Origin of the sequence: Ruminiclostridium papyrosolvens C7, assembly GCF_000421965.1 — a bacterium.
GTDB classification, from domain to species: Bacteria; Bacillota; Clostridia; order Acetivibrionales; family DSM-1351; genus Ruminiclostridium; species Ruminiclostridium papyrosolvens_A.
Window position 1 is genome coordinate 167104 of the sequence record NZ_ATAY01000088.1, and the last position, 21176, is coordinate 188279.

General features: G+C 36.5%; 18 protein-coding genes and 1 pseudogene. 5 read left to right on the forward strand and 14 right to left on the reverse strand.

The features are described from left to right. Nucleotides 1-124: 124 nt before the first annotated feature. Nucleotides 125-1918, reverse strand: a complete 1794-nt coding sequence (locus tag L323_RS37445; protein WP_020816811.1) for an S-layer homology domain-containing protein — start codon at nt 1916-1918, stop codon at nt 125-127. Nucleotides 1919-2158: 240 nt separating this feature from the next. Between L323_RS37445 and L323_RS37450 the strand changes: the two genes are divergently transcribed. Beyond that, complete coding sequence (locus L323_RS37450) at nt 2159-2752, forward strand: hypothetical protein (RefSeq protein WP_020816812.1); 594 nt, start codon at nt 2159-2161, stop codon at nt 2750-2752. A gap of 81 nt (nt 2753-2833) precedes the next feature. Here the strand turns inward: L323_RS37450 and L323_RS37455 are convergent, their stop codons facing one another. From L323_RS37455 to L323_RS37470, 4 genes are all read right to left on the reverse strand, one after another. After that, complete coding sequence (locus L323_RS37455) at nt 2834-3265, reverse strand: hypothetical protein (RefSeq protein WP_020816813.1); 432 nt, start codon at nt 3263-3265, stop codon at nt 2834-2836. Between the two features lie 64 nt (nt 3266-3329). Beyond that, the gene (gene thrS, locus L323_RS37460; RefSeq protein WP_020816814.1) at nt 3330-5267 is read right to left on the reverse strand and encodes a threonine--tRNA ligase; all 1938 of its coding nucleotides are present in this window, start codon (nt 5265-5267) and stop codon (nt 3330-3332) included. A gap of 27 nt (nt 5268-5294) precedes the next feature. Next, nucleotides 5295-7202: a threonine--tRNA ligase gene (thrS, locus tag L323_RS37465; protein WP_020816815.1), complete on the reverse strand. Its 1908-nt coding sequence runs from the start codon at nt 7200-7202 to the stop codon at nt 5295-5297. Between the two features lie 727 nt (nt 7203-7929). Next, entirely contained in the window at nt 7930-8682 is a 753-nt protein-coding gene (locus tag L323_RS37470) for a helix-hairpin-helix domain-containing protein (RefSeq protein WP_020816816.1), read from the reverse strand. A 297-nt stretch (nt 8683-8979) separates the two neighbouring features. Between L323_RS37470 and L323_RS37475 the strand changes: the two genes are divergently transcribed. Continuing rightward, complete coding sequence (locus L323_RS37475; RefSeq protein WP_020816817.1) at nt 8980-10302, forward strand: D-alanyl-D-alanine carboxypeptidase family protein; 1323 nt, start codon at nt 8980-8982, stop codon at nt 10300-10302. A gap of 131 nt (nt 10303-10433) precedes the next feature. Continuing rightward, nucleotides 10434-12153 (forward strand): annotated as a pseudogene (locus tag L323_RS37480) (AMP-dependent synthetase/ligase). 54 nt (nt 12154-12207) lie between these two features. Here the strand turns inward: L323_RS37480 and L323_RS37485 are convergent. The 9 genes from L323_RS37485 to L323_RS37525 all read right to left on the reverse strand — a co-directional run bounded on the left by L323_RS37485 (nt 12208) and on the right by L323_RS37525 (nt 19266). Continuing rightward, the gene (locus L323_RS37485) at nt 12208-13167 is read right to left on the reverse strand and encodes a hypothetical protein (RefSeq protein WP_020816818.1); all 960 of its coding nucleotides are present in this window, start codon (nt 13165-13167) and stop codon (nt 12208-12210) included. A 165-nt stretch (nt 13168-13332) separates the two neighbouring features. Continuing rightward, nucleotides 13333-14949: an ABC-F family ATP-binding cassette domain-containing protein gene (locus tag L323_RS37490; protein WP_020816819.1), complete on the reverse strand. Its 1617-nt coding sequence runs from the start codon at nt 14947-14949 to the stop codon at nt 13333-13335. Nucleotides 14950-15104: 155 nt separating this feature from the next. After that, nucleotides 15105-15449: a ribosome silencing factor gene (gene rsfS / locus L323_RS37495; protein WP_014312685.1), complete on the reverse strand. Its 345-nt coding sequence runs from the start codon at nt 15447-15449 to the stop codon at nt 15105-15107. A 32-nt stretch (nt 15450-15481) separates the two neighbouring features. Next, nucleotides 15482-15985, reverse strand: coding sequence for a LytR C-terminal domain-containing protein (locus tag L323_RS37500; RefSeq protein ID WP_020816820.1), 504 nt, complete (start codon nt 15983-15985; stop codon nt 15482-15484). Nucleotides 15986-16003: 18 nt separating this feature from the next. Further along, a complete protein-coding gene (gene yqeK / locus L323_RS37505; RefSeq protein ID WP_020816821.1) occupies nt 16004-16585 on the reverse strand; it encodes a bis(5'-nucleosyl)-tetraphosphatase (symmetrical) YqeK in 582 nt (193 codons plus the stop codon). 11 nt (nt 16586-16596) lie between these two features. After that, nucleotides 16597-17199, reverse strand: a complete 603-nt coding sequence (gene nadD, locus L323_RS37510; RefSeq protein ID WP_431602539.1) for a nicotinate-nucleotide adenylyltransferase — start codon at nt 17197-17199, stop codon at nt 16597-16599. Between the two features lie 182 nt (nt 17200-17381). Then, complete coding sequence (locus L323_RS37515) at nt 17382-17567, reverse strand: ribbon-helix-helix domain-containing protein (RefSeq protein ID WP_020816823.1); 186 nt, start codon at nt 17565-17567, stop codon at nt 17382-17384. 16 nt (nt 17568-17583) lie between these two features. Then, nucleotides 17584-18453 (reverse strand): SPFH domain-containing protein, encoded by an 870-nt coding sequence (locus tag L323_RS37520; protein ID WP_020816824.1) that lies wholly within the window; start codon nt 18451-18453, stop codon nt 17584-17586. A 99-nt stretch (nt 18454-18552) separates the two neighbouring features. Then, on the reverse strand, nt 18553-19266 hold the full coding sequence (locus tag L323_RS37525; RefSeq protein WP_020816825.1) for a Crp/Fnr family transcriptional regulator: 714 nt from the start codon (nt 19264-19266) through the stop codon (nt 18553-18555). Between the two features lie 115 nt (nt 19267-19381). On the opposite strand from L323_RS37525, the gene L323_RS37530 reads away from it, so the two are divergent. Then, entirely contained in the window at nt 19382-20113 is a 732-nt protein-coding gene (locus L323_RS37530) for an ATP-binding protein (protein ID WP_020816826.1), read from the forward strand. A gap of 105 nt (nt 20114-20218) precedes the next feature. Further along, on the forward strand, nt 20219-20980 hold the full coding sequence (locus L323_RS37535) for a 5'-methylthioadenosine/adenosylhomocysteine nucleosidase (protein WP_014312677.1): 762 nt from the start codon (nt 20219-20221) through the stop codon (nt 20978-20980). The last annotated feature ends 196 nt before the right edge of the window (nt 20981-21176 follow it).

Genomic DNA, 21176 nt, shown 5'->3' on the forward strand with positions numbered 1-21176 from the left:
TTTTGTAAATTTGTACTACTTTAATTTATTTGACACTTTAGGATGAAAAAGGTTCCATATTATTTTTAACAAAAAAAGCAGAGTCTGCTTTAGCTCAGACTGCTGCTCCTTAACTATGACTAGATTATTTTATGGGACTTACAATCTCTATTTCTTTTCCGATATTGGTATACATGTTATTGACTGTCATATTAATTTCCGCTGATGACCCTTCCATTTCATCCATATCAATAGAACCATAAATAACAATTGACTGCTTTACCAGTTGCCCTAGAGAATTAACATATATAAACATTCTTGTGTCAAGGCCATTATTGTATATATCTTCAAGTCCTAAGCCATATTCTAGCATATCTGCTGATAACAACCCCTGCAGTAATTCCATATTCAGCCTCACCTGATACTTTGAAACTTCCTCTCCATTGAGTATTGTTTTTCCCTCATTAGATATGTTCATTTTTCCATAAACATCCAATAATCTCAGCATTTCATTTCTATCAGCCTCCAAATCAGTATACAGGATACCCTCTTCCTCTGCCTGACTTCTGGTGTATGTGTTCCAGGAATCTGTCTCTGGATTTTTTACATATATCTTGTCTCCGATATTTATAGTTTGATAATCCATTAAATCTTCCTGTTCCCCGTCAAATGACATAGTAAATTTGGAGTTTGATGTTGAATTATTCCCGTTTATAGCTCCACTTATTGACATATTCATACCGATATTCATATTCGAGCTATTTTCTTTCATGTTTATTATTAATTCTGAACTATATTCACCCTTATAATCCAGCATACTCTTCATTGCATTGTACAGCTGTGGATTCTTAGGAATAGTACTATCCTTAATTTTCAACAGGTTGAGTTTAGCGTTCCATTCCATTGTAAAACCAAGAGCATCGACAACTGCCTTTGCAGGAACAAGAACTACCCCACTTATTTGTTCAGGTGCATTATTTAGGGTAACCAGTTTATCCTGAGCAGCTGGATCCGAAATTGGGTTGCCGCTACCCGCGTAGTTTACATAAGCTGATTTGTTATCTATATTCATATAGATATTTTTATCCTGAGCTGTCAAGCTTTTAATGGCTATTATGCCTACCTGGCTATCAAAATCAACCTTTACCCCTGTTTTTGAAAAAACCTCAGCCGGAATCATTATGTCATTTTCAATAACCTTAGAAGGTGTTTGAAGTTTAATTAAGTCATCATTGTAAGTAACAACCACTTTTTTTAGTGCAGCTGCATTTTGCTCAATACTATCCTTGGAATTTAAAAACTTGTATAATATAACAGCAATCTGTTCCTTTGTCGCTTTTCCTGACGGAGAAAATGAATCAGCACTTACTCCGCTCATTATATTATTTGAGACAGCAAACTTGATTGATGCCTTTGCCCAATCAGACATTTTTCCTTCATCTTTAAATTTTAAAAGGTCATCCAAACCCTGCTCTGCAACAATAGCCTCCTTTGATACTGAAAGATAGTTTAAAAGCATTGTTGTAACCTGTTCTCGTGTAGTCAGACTGCTAATGCCGAACTTACCGCTTCCGGTACCACTGGTTATGCCCGCCCTGTTGGCAGCTTCAACATATTTGAAAGCCCAATGGCTTGCAGGTACATCCGAAAAAGTAGCTGTTGCCGGGAGGTTTGAAGTATCAATGTCCAGTGCCTTTACCAGTAGCGTTATAAGTTCAGCTCTTGTTATGCTTTGACGTGGATTAAAGTTTCCTTGCTTATCCCCGCTAATGATATTATTGTTTGCCATCCATTGTATAGCTTCTCGGGCATACGTTGAACTTTTGTTCAAATCACTTACACCAGCCGCCTGAACAGTAGCTGAGCCCATAACCATGTTCCCCGCAATCAAAACCGCAGTTACTGTTTTAAGTAAATTACCTGTTATTCTTTTTTGCATATGTCACCTCTTAATATAAATTGGCCTTCAAAATTAATAATAACAATTTTATGTCTACTTGACCAGTGAAATTAGTTCCACAGAAATACTTTAAGATTATTTTAACTTATATGCTTTATAAATTCAATTTTATGAGACTATCATTTTAAATAACTTTAAAATTATACAAATTATGGAACAGGTAACATAAAGCTAATCTTTTGAATATTATGTAAATATAATGTTATAGGAGGATGATTTATGTTTTATATCAGATATCCTTTCGTAAGCCAGCAGCCAACGGTTATGCAGGAACAACCGTATTACACTGTACCATCTCAATATGATGCTTACCAGTATACCGATGATTACACTGACGTCGGGCGACCCGGCGACCCACCACCAGTTTTAAGCAATAACCCTGCAACTGTCAGCATAGTTCTATTTAAACAGCTGACAGGTTACCCAAACTATGGAAATCCAAGCAGAAATGCAGATATACTTTATACGGGTAATCAGGGAACATGGACTTTTGATTCTCCAGCTTTTTTAATTGTACCGGGAAACCAAAGAGCACAAATTGTTATAAGGTCGGTTCTTGATGACCATTCAAGTGTACCTGTAAACCGTTACTCTGCCAGAATTACAATAAACGGTTCTGTTGTCCATAACGGCCCTGTGCCTTTGCAGCATGGTGTACCTGCCGGAGGAATGTTTGACAACTGGAGAGACTTAACCTTTAATGTACCTAATTTCAGAAGAAACAACAGAGTTACCATAGTAAATACGTCAACTGCCGGTCCAAGTGATTGGATAGCATTTGACTGGATGGAACTCAGGCTTAACCCAAGGTAATGTTATAAATAATTTTAAAAAACAAGGTATGAACACCTGTAATTGTACTCACACCTTGTTTTTCAATATCTTATGGACATGCTATTTAAGTATGCCTAAATGCAGCAGCAAAGTATTTATAATCAAACAAACCCATGCAATCATAAACACAAAAGGTATAAATCTGTGTGCGGTCATAATTGCCTGTAAACGGTTTGTCTGTAGATTGGCTCCAGCCCAGACCGGCGGGAAATCCATATATTTCATATTGTTTTTCTTTAAATACCTGTTCCAGTTATCCATTATGAACGCTATGGCTTTTTCACTGGACAAAATCGAATACCTCATGCATAAGGATACCACAAACCCAAGTATTCCAATAATATATAACGAAAAGCCTCTGGTTGATAAGCTTGAATAGCCTGCAAATAAAAGGCCTTCCAGAAGTATCAGCCAGTTCATCCTGTTGTTTACAATGGATGTCTCCTCCTTTATCATTTCTCTTATAACATTATGGTAATTTGTATCGTTCATGTATACCCCTTGAATACATCTTTCTTATTCAAAAGGCTACCATAAATATACATAAAAGTAAATGTTATTTTGCTCGGGTTCTGATTTCTTCAACTATCTTGTCAACAAACTGTTCTGCAGACATAGCTCCGAGATCGCCATCTTTTCTGGAACGTACCGAAACAGCATTGTTTTCCATTTCCTTGTCTCCTATTACAAGCATGTACGGTATTTTTTCCATCTGGGCTTCTCTAATCTTATAGCCAATCTTCTCATTTCTTGTATCAACTTCAACCTTTACTCCCTTGTCTCTGAGCATTTGCGCAACCTTCTGTGCAAAATCATGATGCTTGTCAACCAAAGGAAGAATTTTTGCCTGAACAGGACATAACCAGGTTGGGAATGCTCCTGCGTATTTTTCAATAAGCATTGCAAGTGTTCTTTCATAACAACCTATTGACGTTCTGTGGATTATATATGGATGCTTCTTTTCGTTGTTTTTATCAACATAAACCATGCTAAGTCTTTCAGCAAGGGCAAAGTCAACCTGTACTGTAATAATGGTGTCTTCCTTTCCGTGAACATTCTTGCACTGAATATCAAGCTTTGGTCCGTAGAAGGCTGCTTCACCTTCTGCTTCCTTATAATCTATCCTCAAGTGGTCCAAAATAGTTCTCATCTGTCCCTGAACATTTTCCCAGTCTTCTTCGTTTCCGATATATTTTTCCTTGTTCTTAGGATCCCATTTTGAAAATCTGTAGGTTACGTCCTCCTGTATTCCCAGAGTTTCCATCATAAATTTAATCAGGTCAACAACTCCCTTGAATTCGTCTTCCAGCTGCTCAGGAGTACAAACCAAATGTCCCTCTGAAATAGTAAACTGACGGACGCGTATAAGACCATGCATTTCCCCGGATGCCTCGTTTCTGAACAAAGTAGAAGTTTCACCGTATCTTATAGGCAAATCACGGTAGCTATGAAGCTTTGTGTTGTATATCATAAACTGGAACGGACAGGTCATAGGCCTTAATGCCATAACTTCCTCATCCTTATCCTCATCTCCCAATAAGAACATTCCGTCCTTATAGTGCTGCCAGTGTCCTGATAGCTTATATAAGTCACTCTTTGCCATAAATGGAGTCTTTGTCAGCACGTAGCCTCTTCTCTCTTCTTCATCCTCTACAAATCTTTGCAAGGTCTGAATAATTCTAGCTCCTTTTGGCATAAGCAAAGGAAGGCCCTGTCCTACTTCTTCAACAGTTGTGAACAGTTCAAGTTCTCTGCCCAGTTTGTTATGATCTCTTTTCTTTGCCTCTTCAAGTTTAGTTACATATTCTTCTAATTCACTCTTTTTAGGGAAGGCTGTACCATAAATTCTCTGGAGCATCTTGTTTTTTTCATTGCCCCTCCAGTACGCACCTGCAGCACTCATAAGTTTTACAGCCTTGAGCTTTCCTGTTGACAGAAGATGAGGCCCCGCACAAAGGTCAACAAAGTCCCCCTGTTTATAGAAGGATATTTCTTCGCCTTCGGGTAAATCCTTTATAAGTTCAACCTTGTAGGGTTCACCCTTGTCTTCCATGAATTTAATTGCTTCTTCCCTTGGCAATGAAAATCTTTCCAGGGCAATATCTTCCTTTATTATTTTTTCCATTTCCTTCTCGAGCTTTGCCAAATCTTCTGGTGCAAAGTTCTTTTCAGTATCAAAGTCATAATAGAAGCCGTTTTCTATAGCCGGGCCTATTGCAAGCTTAACATTTGGGAACAGCCTTTTAACAGCTTGTGCAAGAACATGTGATGCAGTGTGTCTGTAGGCAAGTCTTCCGCCTTCGTCTGAAAAAGTTAAAAGGCTAAGTGAACAGTCATTTTCCAACTTGAAATCAAGTTCCTTCACCCTTCCGTCAACCTCTCCTGCAAGAGCCGCCCTTGCAAGTCCCGCACTGATGCTCTCAGCAACTTCCTTGATTGTAATACCATTCTGGTATTCCTTATTACTTCCGTCCTTTAACGTAATCTTAATCATTTTTTACCTCCGTTTATTAATAACTGTTTATTTCAGCTTATTTTTTATTTCATCAGATATTTTCTCTGCAAACTGTTCAGGTGAAATAGTTCCTACATCGCCGTCTTTTCTTGATCTGACAGACACCAGCCTGCCCTCCAGTTCCTTGTCACCTATTACAAGCATATAAGGAGTCTTTTCTATCTGGGCCTCACGAATCTTATAACCTATCTTCTCATTTCTGATATCTACCTCTACCCTGACATTTTCAGCTTCCAGAAGCTTTTTAACTTCATATGCATAGTCGTTATGCTTGTCAACCAGTGGTAGGATTTTAACCTGAACAGGACTCAGCCATGTTGGAAATGCTCCTGCAAAATGCTCTGTTAATATTGCTATAAATCTCTCAATGCTTCCAAAAACAACCCTGTGAATCATTACAGGCCTGTGCTTTTCGCCGTCCGGACCAATATAACTGAGGTCAAATCTTTCCGGAAGGTTCATATCCAACTGAATGGTTCCGCATTGCCACGTACGACCAATTGAATCCTCCAGATGGAAATCTATCTTAGGCCCGTAAAATGCACCTTCTCCCTCATTTACAGTGTACTTAATGCCTTTTAAATCCAATGCTTTTTTAAGTCCCTGTGTAGATAATTCCCACATTTCATCAGAACCAATTGAGTTTTCTGGTCTTGTGGACAATTCTACATTATATTTGAATCCAAAAACTTTATAAAAATCATCTATCAAATTTATAACACCAACAATTTCATAAGTTATCTGATCAGGTGTCATAAAAATGTGTGCATCATCCTGTGTAAAACACCTTACTCTCATTAATCCGTGAAGTGCCCCTGAAAGCTCATGCCTGTGCACCAGACCCAGCTCTCCCATTCTTTGAGGCAAATCCCTGTAAGAATGAAGTTTACGTTTAAATACAAGAATTCCTCCGGGACAGTTCATGGGTTTTATGGCATATTCCTGATCATCAATATCCACAGTATACATATTCTCTTTGTAAGTATCCCAGTGTCCTGATCTCAGCCAGAGTTCCTTGTTCAGTATAACAGGTGTTCTAATCTCCTGATAGCCGGCTTTTTTGTGCTCAGATCGCCAGAAATCCTCAAGAAGATTTCGAAGAACCATACCTTTTGGCATAAAGAACGGGAAGCCCGGGCCTTCGTCCAATATATCGAATAAATCCAGCTCCCTTCCCAGCTTTCTGTGGTCACGCTTTTTTGCCTCTTCCATTCTGAAAAGGTATTCATCCAGCTGGCTTTTCTTAGGGAAGGCTGTACCATATATTCTCTGGAGCATTTTATTCTTCTCATTACCCCTCCAATAGGCACCGGCAACAGAAAGTAATTTTACTGCTTTTAATTTACCTGTCCCTGATAAATGAGGCCCAGCACAAAGGTCTGTAAAGTCGCCCTGCTTGTAAAAGGATATTTCTTCACCTTCCGGAAGGTCCTTTATCAACTCTACCTTATACGGTTCACTCTTTTCCTCCATGAACTTTATTGCCCCGTTCCTTGGAAGAACAAACCTCTCCAGCTTTATATCCTCTTTTATTATTTTTTCCATTTCCTTTTCAATACTATCAAGTTCTTCTATTGAAAATGGTTTTTCCCTTTCAAAGTCATAATAAAATCCTGAATCTATTGCCGGTCCTATTGCCAACTTGGCATCAGGGTACAGTCTTTTCACAGCCTGAGCCAAAACATGGGAGGCAGTGTGTCTGTAGGCAAGCCTTCCGCCTTCATCTTCAAAGGTTAAAAGATTTAACCTGCAATCACATTCAAGTTTAAAATCAAGCTCCGTTACCCTGCCGTTAACTTCTCCGGCCAATGCGGCTCTGGCCAGTCCCGCACTTATGCTCTCTGCAACTTCACGGACTGTAACACCCTCCCGGTATTCTTTTATAATACCGTCTTTCAATGTTATCTTTATCATGTACAAAAACCTCCTTTGGCAATACTTTATAAGACATAAAAAACTCCCGTCCTTATATAAGGACGAGAGTTATCTCGCGGTTCCACCCTACTTTCTGCTCTGTGCGTAAAAATACGCTGATTATAACGTTATCACCGATACAGCTCGGAGGTGGTCTTCGGTAAAGTGAAGGTTTGGATACTTTCAGCTAATAATATCCAATCTCTGAAACCTCATATTTTACTTACTCTTCTCGTCAACGCCTTTGTCGATATTAAAATATCTATTTATTTATTATATTCCTTACTGTTTTTATATGTCAATACTCCACGAATTATTTGTATTTGATGTTAAACTTTCTAGAAATTGTAAATAATATAGCTATTGGTATTATTATTACATTATAAAAAGCAGGAGGACGGGTTTGAGAAACAAAAGGGTTATACGTTGTAAGAGAGACAGGAGAAAGAAATATTTTAAACTATTTTTAGGTTTCTTACTGCCGGCATTTTCGGTACTATTAGTTTACGTATGTTTTTTAGTGTTTATTATGCCGTTATATGTCAAGTAATTGTTAATATTGCATATCATTTTGGTTATTTATTGTAAGAAAATCGTATATTAATACTATTTGAAATAGCTAAGTATAATAATATAATATGTGCATGGATTAAATTATATTTTCCTCCTTTAAATTATTTCAAACCGGCTGAAAATAGCCGGTTTCTTGTTTTGTGTCTCTATAAAATCAGTCAACGCATATGTAATTTTTTATTTTATCAAATGTCTTTTGTTTAATTCCTGTTATTTTCATAATGTCTGTTAGTTTTGCAAAACCACCCTTTTGCTCCCTGTATTCAATGATAGCTTTTGCAGTTGACGGGCCTACATTTGGAAGCTCTTCAAGCTCTGCCTGAGATGCTTTGTTGATATTCAGAAGCTTAGTTTTTGAGCCATCCGCTGAATTGCTCTCCTTCTCCCCCACATCAGCTCCCAAGCTATCATTTATAATATCAACACCGCTGTTTAAGGGATCTCCACCCGCAGCTTTTACTGATTGAGGCTGATTACCTGTTTTGCCTGTGCTTGCTGCTTTTGCCGTTCCCTTGGCTTTGATTCTTAACATAGTATTTTCATTTAAAGGATACGCCAGATTTATATTATCAAGATCAGCTTGTTTGGTGACACCACCGGCGTTTTTTATGGCATCTTCAATAATCTGTCCCTTTTTTATTGTTACTACTCCCGGTTTGTTTACACAACCTGTAACGTAGACTTTAATATCAGGTACTTTTTCCTCCTCGGTCTCTACTTCCGAAGGCTCCGCCTCCTTTGATACCATTGCGGTATTTTTTTCTTCAACAATTGGTGTTTCAAGTGGGTGATAAACTTGCTTTAGAATGAAACCTAAAATACCTGCACCTAATACCAGAACTGCAATTATACACACTGCATGAATTTTACTTAAAAATATCTTCTTGCCAAAAACAGATATCTCCATAGAATACCTCCTATTATGTTAAGTTTTAAAAATAAAAGATTTTTGGAATAAATAGAAAAAGCGGTTGAAATATATAAATTTATTTCCACATCTGCCAACCAATAATACTTTGAAAATTCAGCTTTATAATTTATACTGTGGAAAGAAATAAAGAAAATATAGAATTGTTTCTTAAATATTATATTACATATTTTAGTATTTTACCATATTATTTAAATAAAACTCTATAAAAAAGTTTAAAAAAGTGAATTCTTGCTTTATACTTATAATATATTTACTTATTTCAGAGGAGGAGTTATGAAGAAAGTACTGGCAACATTAATCATATCAATAATATTACTATTTCAAGTCTCACCTGCATTTTGTGCAAATCTTGACATTGATGCTGCTTCATACATACTAATGGATGCAAAAACAGGAAGTGTTTTGTACGAATATAAGCCCGATCTGAAATGGCGCCCTGCCAGCACTACAAAAATAGCAACTGCATTAGTAGCTCTTAAGGAAGGAAATATGGATCAGGTAATGACCGCCAGTAATGAGGCAGTCAGCGATATAGGCGTAGGGGGTATGAATATAGGCATCATGCCGGGAGAACAGATGTCGTTAAATGACCTTCTTCATGCTCTTTTGATAGTTTCGGCAAATGAAACTGCTAACATAATATCTGAAAACCTGTATAATGATAAATCTAAGTTTATGACAGAAATGAACAAGGTTGCTGCCGATGCCGGAGCAAAAAATACTACTTTCACTAATCCCTGCGGAATTGATGAATATGAAAAAGATGCGGAACACTTTTCCTCTGCAAGAGATTTGGCGCTCATTGCAAAAGAGTGCTTAAAATACCCTTTATTTCGTGAAATTGTAGGCCAGAAGCAACTTAATATGCTGCCAGCCACAAATAAACATAAAACTTGGAATGTACTTAATACTACAAATAAATTATTGGGGCAATCCTTTAAGTACGGTCCTGAAACAGGTGACGACAGAAACCAGTTTACCATTACAGGCTTAAAAACCGGTTCGACTTCCCGAGCAGGTGCAAATTTTATTTCCAGTGCCATAAATAAGGATGGCCTTGAATTGATTTCTGTTGTCCTCGGTGTAAATAATAAACCCAACAGAAGTGTGTTTGATTTTACAAAAACCCTTTTAAAGGCAGGCTACGAAAACTATTCCAGACAAATGATTATTGACCGTTCCACTAAAATTCAGGAAATCGCTGTCAAGGATGCAGCAAATGGGGATAAGATTGATCTTATAACCAACGGGGTAATTGAGGCACTTTTACCTAATGATAAAAACGAATGGCGCCTTGATAAAAAAATTAATGTCAGGCAGGATGTAAAAGCTCCTATTAAGAAAGGGACGGTTCTTGGAAGCATTGAGTATACACGAGAAGGTGTATCGCTGGGCAAAGTAGATATCGTTTCTTCAAGAACCGTTGAACAAACACTGAAATCCAAATCCAAGGACTATGTAAAAGATATAACAGGCAATAACCTCTTTAAATACATTGTAATTGGAGTAACTGTAATAATTTGCTTTTTTATTCTGAGATTTATATTAAGAAAAATATCAAGAAAAAGAAAATACAAATTAAGAAACTTCAATTAATAATCCGACTTTTTATGTTTTTATTTGCCTCATATATTGATTTAATTTAAATATACTTATATTATAGTATATGTTTATATGCAGTAAATAACTGAAAAATACTATTGGCTTTTTTAAAAGGAGTGTAGTCAATGAGAACCGAACCGATTTACCAGACTAGGAAAATCACTGATCTCAAAGATCTCATGGTTCAAAGCGCAAAATTATTCGGAGATAGAAACGCATTTTACATTAAAGACAAAAATGGTGAGTACTACGGAAAAACATATACTGAACTCAAAAGAGATATTGACGCTTTTGGTACGGCATTGATAAGTTTAGGTCTAAAGGACAAAAAAATTGCCATTTTGTCTCAGAACAGGGCAGAATGGTGTACCTCCTACCTGACAATAACAGGCGGAGTAGGTGTTGTAGTTCCTTTAGACAAGGAGCTTCCTTTTAATGAGGTTGAAAACCTTATTTCACGTGCGGGAGTCAGTGCAATTGTTTTTTCATCAAAATACCGCAGCGATATGTTGAAATTATCCTATAATTCCAGGGTTGAATATTACATAGACATTGATCAAGAAGAAGAAATTTTGGACGGGTTTCTATCCTATTCATGTTTGATTGAAAAGGGCAGAGCTTTAATGAAACAAGGCGACAGGAATTATCTGGATGCCGAGATAGACCCCGATGCCATGTGTGCCCTTATTTTTACATCAGGGACAACAGATTTGGCCAAAGGGGTTATGCTTTCAAGCAAGAACATTGTGTCCAACGTAAGAGCTGTTGTATCAATGCTCTACATAGACGAGACCGACAGTGTTCTTTCTATTTTACCTCTTCATCACACCTATGAGTGTACGGCAGGTTTTTTGGTAATGATGTACAGCGGATGTTGTATGTCATTTAATGAGGGGCTAAAGTATATAGTTCAAAACTTACAGGAGACAAAACCTTCAATCCTTATGTTGGTTCCTCTGATACTTGAAAACATGCATAAAAAAATTGTAAAGCAGGCTTCAAAAACCCGTATGGGTAAAATTAAATTCAATACTGCAATAGAAATAAGCAATTTTTTATATAATTTCTTAAAAGTAGATATACGAAAAAAATTAGTTCAAACAAGTTTTAAATACCTTCGGAGGCAGAGTAAGACTGGTCATTTCCGGTGCTGCTGCGGTAAATCCGGATGTTTCAAATGATTTATGTGCTATGGGTATACGTATTGTCCAAGGCTACGGACTCACTGAGTTTTCACCTATAGTCGCTGTTAACAATGACCGCGGGTTCAGACATGATTCCGCCGGAAAGCCACTTGCAGGAGTGGATGTACAGCTTGAAGATGCTGGCGAGGATGGTATCGGAGAATTTGTTATTTCCGGTGATTGTGTAATGTTGGGTTATTACGAAAATCCATCAGCAACCCGAAGTGTTTTGAAAAATGACCGTTTATATACCGGTGACTTAGGATATATTGATGATGAAGGCTTTATTTATATTACAGGCAGAAAGAAAAATGTCATTGTCACAAAGAACGGTAAAAATATATTCCCTGAAGAAGTTGAAGCATATCTTGCAAAAAGTAAATTTGTCAAGGAGAGCCTTGTTTGGGGCAGATTTGATGAAGAAACCGGCGAAACCGAAGTCAATGCACAGATTGTACCTGACATTGATGAGATAAAGGCAAAGCTGAATTTTAATATTGTTTCAAATGATGAAATACGCAAGGTTATTCATGGTGAAATCAAGGAAATAAACAAGCAGATGCCGCTTTATAAGCGAATAAAAGACTTTACAATACGTGAAGAAGAGTTTGTAAAAACAACGACCAAGAAAATCAAGAGGTATGTTGAAAATGTGGGCTAATTTTTTAAATACATAACCTAAAAGCCGGAGTAATAGAATTTATAAGAATTCCTATTATTGCGGCTTTTTTATATTTTCAACAACTTTTTCCCACACTTCTTTTTCAGTCATAAAAGCATCTGAAATCTTTTCCTCTATATTATCAAGTTCATCAAAGTTATTTCTCAGACAATGTTTTAGATAAACACTCTGGATATTTTTCCACGTGATACAGTACTCGTCCCATACTTCATTTAATTCATCAGTCAGGTGTTCATCCAATAGTCCCTTATCCTTTAACGTGCAAAGTAATAGCTTGTTCCCTTTTAACCTGTTTGATATCTTGGAAAACTCATAATTGTAATGATAAATTTTAGATGCGTCTTCATTTATCATTGTTTTGTTTACAACTTCCTGCTTTTCTATAAGCATATCCAGATTGTAAATCAATTTCTTTGTACATTTTATAAACTGCTTTATGTCTATTTCGTAGGGGGGAATAAAGTCATTTTTAAAGGTAAGAATCCTGTAGTCCGTCTTGATTTGTTTATGTGGCGAATTAAAAGCTTGAATTACTTCATTTGTTGGAATTTCTCTTATATCATAAAATAAGTTTACATCATCTTCAAATGCATAGAAAACATCTTTTTCTTCATCAAAACCTGTAACAAAAGCTAAATGAGATGTATGAATTTTATTATAATAATACGAGAATCTGTTCCAATTATATAAATCAACGTTGAGAGTTGCATATGAGTTATTTATGAGAATATCTTTAAATTCTTGTAAAAAATTTTCCTTATTATTAAAATTATATGATTCATATTTGAAGATATTTTCTGCGAAAAAATTGTAGTACTCTATAGTGTAGTCCAAATGAAAAACATTGTCCGGATAATAAGTATACTCATAATAATTCAGATACGCAAGAGGTTCATAGCTGGCATCAATTTTTGTTAGTACAGAAAGGAACATATTTACAATACAGTTCCCCCAGAATTTATTATATGGCTGTAAATCCTTTATGTATCGCATCAATATTCACCCATTCTTTTTTCTTATAATTTGATTATAATCGATTTTATTTTACATTACAATACATAATAGTCTGTTAATGTATTTTATGTAAAAAAATATCCAAAGGCTAAGTTCACCCTTGGACATTTATTTTTATTATGTGTTAATTTTCTAAATGACTTTTTAAGACCATAGCTCTTTTCTTAATGCTGCAATATCTTCATTTTCAAGATATTCATCATATGTCATTTGCCTGTCGATAATTCCTTTAGGAGTTATCTCAACTATCCTGTTGGCTATTGTCTGAACAAACTCATGGTCATGAGAAGTAAAGAGAATTGTTCCCTTATAGTTAATCAGACCATTGTTCAGTGCAGTGATAGATTCCAAATCCAGATGGTTTGTAGGCTCATCAAGAATAAGTACATTTGCACCTGAAAGCATCATCTTTGATAGCATACAACGAACTTTTTCTCCTCCTGAGAGTACCGAAGCCTTTTTTAAGGCCTCTTCGCCCGAAAATAGCATTCTGCCTAGCCATCCTCTAAGGAAGGTCTCTGTCTGATCCTTTGAGAACTGTCTCAACCAATCCACCAAATTTAAGTCAACACCGTCAAAAAATTCAGAGTTGTCCGTTGGGAAATATGCCTGTGACGTAGTTATACCCCATTTGAAATCACCACTGTCAGGTTCCATCTCACCCATAAGAATTTTAAATAATGTAGTTTTTGCATTTCCGTATGTTCCGACAAATGCTATCTTATCACCCTTATTTACTATAAGGTTAAAGTCGTTGAGAAGCTTTTCACCTTCAATCTCCTTTGAAAGTCCGTTTACCATGAGTAAATCGTTTCCGGCTTCTCTCTCCGGCTTGAAATCCACGAAAGGATACTTTCTTGATGAAGGTTTTATATCCTCAAGTGTTAGTTTATCCAATAATTTCTTACGAGAAGTAGCTTGTTTTGATTTTGAAGCATTCGCACTAAATCTTTGAATAAATTCCTGCAATTCCTTTATTCTTGCTTCCGTTTTTTTGTTTGCATCCTTTGCCTGCTGAAGTGCCAACTGGCTTGACTGATACCAGAAATCATAGTTTCCGACATAAAGCTGTATTTTACCAAAATCAATATCAGCAATATGTGTACATACCTGATTTAAAAAGTGTCTGTCATGGGATACTACAATAACTATATTTTCAAAATTGGCCAGAAAGTTTTCAAGCCAAGTAATAGATGCTATATCAAGATGATTGGTAGGCTCGTCCAGTAACAGAATATCAGGATTTCCGAAAAGAGCCTGAGCCAAAAGCACCCTTACCTTCTGATTACCGTCAAGATCCTTCATGAGCTTGTAGTGGTACTCTTCTGTTATGTTTAATCCATTTAATAACGTTGCAGCGTCAGATTCTGCTTCCCATCCGTTCAACTCCGCAAATTCTCCTTCTAATTCAGAAAGCCTTATTCCTTCTTCCTCTGTAAAATCAGACTTTGCGTAAAGTACCTCTTTTTCATCCATAATTTCAATCAATCGTTTGTGGCCCATCATTACGGTTTTAATAACTTCAAATTCATCGTATGCGTAATGATCCTGCTTTAAAACAGCCATTCTCTCCCCGGGAGAAATTGAAATATCACCCTTATTGGGCTCAATTTCACCGGAAATTATCTTTAGAAAGGTTGATTTTCCGGCACCATTGGCACCTATCAATCCGTAGCAGTTTCCCTGAGTAAATTTAATGTTTACATTTTCAAATAAAGCACGTCCCCCATACCTTAGAGAGACACCGTTTGCACTAATCATTTTATCTCCGTTTCCAGGCAGGATACTATAACATCCTTACCTTTTAATATATATATTGATTTTTAATGTTCTAATACTTCTCCAAAACAGCACAAAATAAGAAAAGCCTAATTAATGCTTTTCTCAATATATTAAAGCATAACTTATTACAATGTTCAATATCTAATGCTGGTCATTTCTCCATCAGACCATAACCTTTCCAAATTGTAAAACCCTCTGTCTTCCTGATGGAAAACATGAATTACAACATCTGCATAGTCAAGTAATATCCATCTTGCAGAATCGTAACCTTCCTTGTGGTGTGCCTCCAGCCCCATTTCAGCCAGTTTGAAATCTACTTCATCGGCTATAGCCTTTATATGCGTCGAGGATGTACCGCTGCATATAACAAAATAATCGGCAATAATAGTAATATCATGAATATCAATTATACTTATATCTTTTGCCTTCTTATCTTCCATAGCCGCAACGATTTTGTCTACCAATGTTTTTGAATCCAATATTTTGCACCTCATCTTCTGATTGTTTTATATTAAGGATTATAATCATTTCCAAGTATTATTGTAATATCAAAATTTGGTTCAGCCTGTATTTCTTCTGAAACTTTGGATATTTTCAACATGTTGCTGATTGTCCCTGTCTTAATACCCTTCTTCCTTACAATTATTTGAGAAGTACTTTGAATATTGCCCGTTTCGGCACTTGCCTCAAACCCCTGTGCCACAAGCATAGTCTTAACCTCTCCTGCGAGGCCTTTTTTACCTGTACAGTTAACAACCTGAACTGTGGTCTTTCCACTCTTCTTTGTTGTTTCTGCCGTGTCTTTAGCGGAATCCTCAACAGGCTTGCTATCCACTATTATTTTTCCGGGGGTCTTTGATGCAGGTGCAGGCTTGACGGGTTGTTTTTTCACTTCAACAACCTTTTTGTCGAAAACACCTGAATCTCTATAAAAATTTGCCCCTACTATAATTGATGAAAACAGTAGTAAAAATGTTCCTACTGCATAAAATACAAATTTAATAAATTTACTCATTTTTTATTATCTCCAAAACTAGTTTTCCTCGGTTTTTTGTGTCATTAATAATATATAGTTTCTAGCCTCAATAGTAAATGGATGAATTAAGCCATTTTGGCTAATAACGTATTTTATTACGCTATTAAAAGCACTTATCAAAGCACGATTCAAATCTACGAATGCCAAACTCCGTGCTTCCTGTACATCACCGTGGGTTCTTCCCGGCTCAATGTAATCAGCAAGAAATATTATTTTATCCATTGTACACATTCCCGCAAATCCGGTAGTATGATACTTAATAGCATTTAGTACGACAGAGTCTTCTACACCGTACTTTTGTCTTGCCACTACAGCACCTACTGCTCCATGCATCAGGAATAACTGATTTTCCTCAATGGGACTGAGTTCTATGTGATTTTCAATACAATACCACTTTGTTTCATTGTCTTCAAGGTTCTTCGCACAATCATGCAAAAGTCCTGCCACTTTAGCTTTTTCTAGATCCTCACCATAATGCTCAGCCAATTCTACAGCGACTTTCATAGTATTAACAGAATGAATGTACCTCCCCGGTTTTAGGGACTTTTTAAGCAGTATATCCATTTCACTAAAATTCATTTTCTATCCTCTTAAATATACAAATTATTTTCCTTTATATATCCCTCAACAGGCTCAGTTATAAAATATTTAACAGATTTTCCGTTTTTTATTCTATCTCTTATAAAGGTTGATGAAATTTCAATTAGAGGCGCTTCAAAGCCTGTAATATTAACATCATATTCACTCTTTAAATAAGTCAAACGAGTCTTAAATTCTTCATCTTGGAATCCGGGCCGCATTAATGCAATAAACCTTGTTAGTGTAAATACTTCCTCTGTACTTTTCCATTTCAGAAGATCCATTACTACATCTGCGCCAATTATATAATAAAACTCCGTGCCCTTAGGATAAAGTTCATGCAGCTGTTTAAGAGTATCTACAGTATATGTGTATCCCCGGCGTTCTACCTCAATAGAAACCGCTTCAAAGTTTGGATTGGTGCTGACTGCACACTGTACCATATTCAATCTGTGAATAGGGTCAGTTACTGAAGTAAGGTCTTTGTGAGGCGGTTTTCCTGACGGTATAAATAATACCCTATCAAGTCCAAATTCTTCTCTGACAAGCTCGGCAACTGCCAGATGTCCAACATGCACAGGATCGAATGTACCTCCGCAAATACCTATTTTCATGCCTTTATCCAAATCAAACGTCCTTTCATAACATATATTGTTGTTATTTTGCTGCAATATAAACTACATTATAGCATAAAATATTTAACTATTTATTAAGAAATGTAAAAGTTTATCAGAGAAATTCTTAAACAGGAAAAGACCCGGCATTTTTTGTTATGCCGTGTCTTTTCTACATTTAATCAACCATCAGTTTCTTCCTTACCGGAATCAATTTTAGGGACTGACTTTTTGCGTTTACGAAGTGCTTCACTAATCAGATACTCAATTTGACCATTTACTGAGCGGAATTCATCTTCCGCCCATTCGGATATTTCTTCCCACATTTTTGGACTGAGCCTAAGTAAAAGTGTCTTTTTTTCCGCCATAATACCATCGCCTTTTTTAGTTATGCAAGGTTCCGGTGTTTATAACCGGCTGAGTATTTTTCTCACCGCATAAAACCACCAACAAGTTGCTTACCATTGCAGCCTTTCTTTCTTCGTCAAGCTCCACTATTTCATTTTCACTGAGTTTGGTAAGTGCCATCTGAACCATTCCAACAGCACCTTCAACTATTTTTTGTCTTGCAGCAATTATTGCAGCTGCCTGCTGTCTCTGAAGCATTGCTGCAGCTATTTCAGGTGCATATGCCAAATGAGACAGCCTTGCTTCTTCAACTACTACTCCTGCTTTTCCCAGTCTTTGCTGAAGTTCGTTTTTAAGTGCTTCGGCAACCTCGTCTGTACTTCCTCTCAGAGAAATGGTATGATTATCTTCCGTATTGTCATATGGGTACATTCCTGCCAAATGCCTCAAAGCAGACTCACTCTGAACATTTACATAGTCAACATAATTATCTACATCAAATATAGCCTCAGCGGTATTTTCAACTCTCCATACAATTACGGCTGCTATTTCAATTGGATTACCCATTTCATCGTTAACCTTTATTTTTTCACCGTTTATATTTCTTGACCTTAATGAAATCTTTTTCTTTGAATAGAAAGGATTAGCCCAGTGCCAGCCTTCCTTTTTTATAGTTCCTGTATACTTTCCAAAAAGAATTAAAACCATAGCTTGATTAGGCTGAATAGTAAAAAATCCGGGAAGTATAAATGAGTATCCCACAAAAATTACAATACCTAGTACAATTAACACATCCGCTCCATTATATACACCTACCCCGAAAATCACTATACTCAAAATAAGTATAAAAAATGATGCCAGAAGTATTTTACCACCTGATGCGGTTTTTCCATCAATCTCTTTCATAAATAATAACCTCCCTAAATAAACAACTAATTAAATATTAATATGATATCTAAATGATATCATATTAATATTATAAATTCTATAATTTCCATATAAAAATTATTCTTCAATCATGCTTTTTAATTTCTCAGCATCAATTATTTTTACTGCTTCCTTTTGAAATTCAATAATACCCATGTCCCGCATTATTCCCATCTCTCTTGACATGGAAGGCCTTGATATATTCAGAAATTCGGCCATTTCGTTTCTGTTTACCGGAAGTCTGAAAGTATTGCTGCCTGCCTTTTCCATGTATTCAAGCAAAAAGCCTGCAATTTTGGAGTTAATTCCTTTCATTGAAAGATATTCTACTCTTCTGTTAAGTATAATTGCCCTTGTAGAAACACTTTTCAAAAGATTCCTTATAAGCTGTGAATGATGAGAACAAGCATCACTGCATTGATTTAATATCATTTCATTTTCTATAAACATTACCCGGCAATTAGTTTGAGCCTGAACGTTTGAAGGCCATTTTTCCGTGCCGGAAAATGCAATGACCTCACCAAAAATACTTCCCGGTTTGATGAGATTCATCATTACACGATTCCCTGCAGCATTTTCCTTTGTTACAACTCCGTTGCCCTCCACAAGTATGCCCATCCCGTGATACCTGCCCCCTGCCATGACTATATAATCCCCCTTGTTATAGCTATAAAGCTGGGGGTTGAAGCATTCAAGGATTGATATGATTTGTTTACTGTCAAAGTTCTCAAACAGCTCACAATTGAGAAGAACTTCTGTTATATTTTTAATTTCCCCTTCGTTTAATTTCATAGTTTCCTCCTTTTGTATCCCCAGATACCGAATTTAATATAATTATACCTTATAATCAATACATAATCATTTAAACAACAAACAAATAAAATATATATTTAAGGAGAGTTATATTATGAAGAGAAATATTATAAGGATAGATGAAGAAAAATGTAATGGGTGCGGATTATGTGTAACAGCATGTCATGAAGGTGCGCTGGTTTTAGAAAATGGTAAGGCAAAGCTTATATCCGACAGCTACTGTGACGGGCTTGGAAATTGCCTTCCCGAGTGCCCTACAAATGCAATAACTATTGAGGAACGTGAAGCAGATGCATACGATGAAGAACTTGTCAAAAAGAATATAGAAATGAAAGCTGCCGCACAAGCTCCTTCGGTACATCATCACATCCATGGAGGATGTCCCGGTTCAAGAGCAATGGCAATAAAGAAAGCTCCTGCAGTGGAACCCGTATCAAATCCAGCTTCAATTCCAGCGGTATCAGAGCTTATGCAGTGGCCGTGTCAAATCAAGCTGGTTCCGGTAAACGCACCATACTTTGACAACTGCGACCTGCTGATTGCAGCCGATTGTACTGCATACGCATATGCAAACATTCACAGAGATTTCATGAAAAACAGAATTACTCTTATAGGATGTCCAAAGTTAGACGAAGGTGATTATTCTGAGAAACTTACAGCAATTATTGCAAACAATAACATTAACAGTGTTAAAGTTCTCAGAATGGAAGTCCCCTGCTGCGGAGGCATTGTAAGTGCAGTTAAAACTGCCTTGATTAATTCGGGAAAAATGCTGCCTTGGAGTATTGTAACAATAGGTACAAACGGAGAAGTACTGCAAAGTTAATTAATGGAATTGGTAGTTTTAATTGAATATTTTTTCCATTATAATAGGTCTGTAGGCATTTTTTGCTTGCAGGCCTTTTAAATTTATAAAGCAGGAGGATTATTTATGCTTATAGGAATAATTGGAGCTATGGAACAGGAAATAAAGCTATTGGCGGAAAGCATGTTAATAAATGAAACAAAAACTATTGCCATGCGTGAATATTATATCGGCAAACTATTTGGTAAAGATGTTGTTTTAGTATTCTCTAAATGCGGCAAGGTTGCAGCAGGTTCAACCGTTACTACACTTATAGAAACCTTTAATGTTGACGTTGTTCTTTTTACAGGCGTTGCCGGAGGGGCTGACAAAAACTTAAAAATAGGCGATATAATTGTTGCGGACAAGCTGGTGCAGCATGACATGGATGCAAGTTCCTTACCGGGATTCAGCAAGTTTGAAATACCTCTTTTGGGAGTCGGAACATTTGTTGCTCCTTCTCATATGGTGTCACTGGGTAAAAAATCTGCGGAGTTTTATGTATCTAGCTGTTTAAATACAGATGTCGATGAAAGTATCTTAAAAGAGTTTAACATCTGTACTCCGAACATTGTAACCGGTACAGTGGCAAGCGGTGACCAATTTGTTGCGGACAGCAGCAAGGTTTTAAGCCTTACACAGGAAATAGAGAATCTAAAGTGTATTGAAATGGAAGGTGCAGCCGTGGCACAGGTTTGTTACGAACATGGTGTCGATTATATTATATTCCGTGTTATTTCTGACAAAGCAGATGAGCATGCAAATATCAACTTCCCCAGATTTATTGAAGAAGCGGCTTCCCATTTTACCAGAGGAATTATAGAACATTTTGTTTCAGAAATAGCCTAAAATAAAGCCGGTTCAAACCGGCTTTTGTTTTCTCTTTTTTTAGAATGACTTAACTTATTCAATTTACATAATCTATTCCCTTTCTTTAAATCTTACTACAGTTCAATATAGTATCGGGACTCTAAATAAATTATATCTAAATATTATGTAACATCAAGCACGTCATCTTAATATACTACTAATGTGAATAGAAAAA

Coding starts and splice junctions, on each gene's coding strand:
- L323_RS37490 (WP_020816819.1), bottom strand. CDS start 14,949: ATGATTAGTGCAAACGGTGTCTCTCTAAGGTATGGGGGACGTGCTTTA.
- L323_RS37530 (WP_020816826.1), top strand. CDS start 19,382: ATGAAGAGAAATATTATAAGGATAGATGAAGAAAAATGTAATGGGTGC.
- L323_RS37470 (WP_020816816.1), bottom strand. CDS start 8,682: ATGGAGATATCTGTTTTTGGCAAGAAGATATTTTTAAGTAAAATTCAT.
- L323_RS37515 (WP_020816823.1), bottom strand. CDS start 17,567: ATGGCGGAAAAAAAGACACTTTTACTTAGGCTCAGTCCAAAAATGTGG.
- L323_RS37500 (WP_020816820.1), bottom strand. CDS start 15,985: ATGAGTAAATTTATTAAATTTGTATTTTATGCAGTAGGAACATTTTTA.
- L323_RS37455 (WP_020816813.1), bottom strand. CDS start 3,265: ATGAACGATACAAATTACCATAATGTTATAAGAGAAATGATAAAGGAG.
- L323_RS37450 (WP_020816812.1), top strand. CDS start 2,159: ATGTTTTATATCAGATATCCTTTCGTAAGCCAGCAGCCAACGGTTATG.
- thrS (WP_020816814.1), bottom strand. CDS start 5,267: ATGATTAAGATTACGTTAAAGGACGGAAGTAATAAGGAATACCAGAAT.
- thrS (WP_020816815.1), bottom strand. CDS start 7,202: ATGATAAAGATAACATTGAAAGACGGTATTATAAAAGAATACCGGGAG.
- nadD (WP_431602539.1), bottom strand. CDS start 17,199: ATGAAAATAGGTATTTGCGGAGGTACATTCGATCCTGTGCATGTTGGA.
- L323_RS37520 (WP_020816824.1), bottom strand. CDS start 18,453: ATGAAAGAGATTGATGGAAAAACCGCATCAGGTGGTAAAATACTTCTG.
- L323_RS37535 (WP_014312677.1), top strand. CDS start 20,219: ATGCTTATAGGAATAATTGGAGCTATGGAACAGGAAATAAAGCTATTG.
- L323_RS37525 (WP_020816825.1), bottom strand. CDS start 19,266: ATGAAATTAAACGAAGGGGAAATTAAAAATATAACAGAAGTTCTTCTC.
- yqeK (WP_020816821.1), bottom strand. CDS start 16,585: ATGAATTTTAGTGAAATGGATATACTGCTTAAAAAGTCCCTAAAACCG.
- L323_RS37485 (WP_020816818.1), bottom strand. CDS start 13,167: ATGCGATACATAAAGGATTTACAGCCATATAATAAATTCTGGGGGAAC.
- L323_RS37475 (WP_020816817.1), top strand. CDS start 8,980: ATGAAGAAAGTACTGGCAACATTAATCATATCAATAATATTACTATTT.
- L323_RS37445 (WP_020816811.1), bottom strand. CDS start 1,918: ATGCAAAAAAGAATAACAGGTAATTTACTTAAAACAGTAACTGCGGTT.